Annotated in this window: 1 pseudogene; it reads right to left on the minus strand. The window is 56.8% G+C overall.

Features of this window, described 5'->3' with window-relative positions:
- A pseudogene (locus ACM6IN_RS20470) lies at positions 1-328 on the minus strand (hypothetical protein); the annotation flags it as partial.
- Positions 329-354: the final 26 nt, after the last annotated feature.

The raw sequence follows: 354 nt of genomic DNA on the forward strand, positions 1-354 counted from the left end.
CATTGAGAACGAACGTCTGGAAAGCCCAGATGGTTGTATTTCCAACCGGCAAACTCACTTCGGCTTCCCAGTTGCCTGACGCGTTCACCTCGATAGCCGTCAGCAATGGCTCAGTAGCGCCTTCCCGCCAGACCTCCACCTGCGCGGCAGGTTTGCCAGTGCCAGCAATCTTCGAGGTGCGCGGCACTTTCCCGCCAGGGATCGGCGTCGTGAATCGAGGCGGCGGCATCCCCACCTTGAGCTTGTGCTCAACACTGATTACCGAATCTCGCCCGTTGAGCGTCTGCTGCGCATGGAGAAAATATTCCCTTTCATCCAGATCGGACAATTGGATAGACCATTTGCCCTCCTCAA

It is taken from the genome of Pseudomonas sp. IT-P395 (assembly GCF_949767675.1).
Taxonomy (GTDB): domain Bacteria; phylum Pseudomonadota; class Gammaproteobacteria; order Pseudomonadales; family Pseudomonadaceae; genus Aquipseudomonas.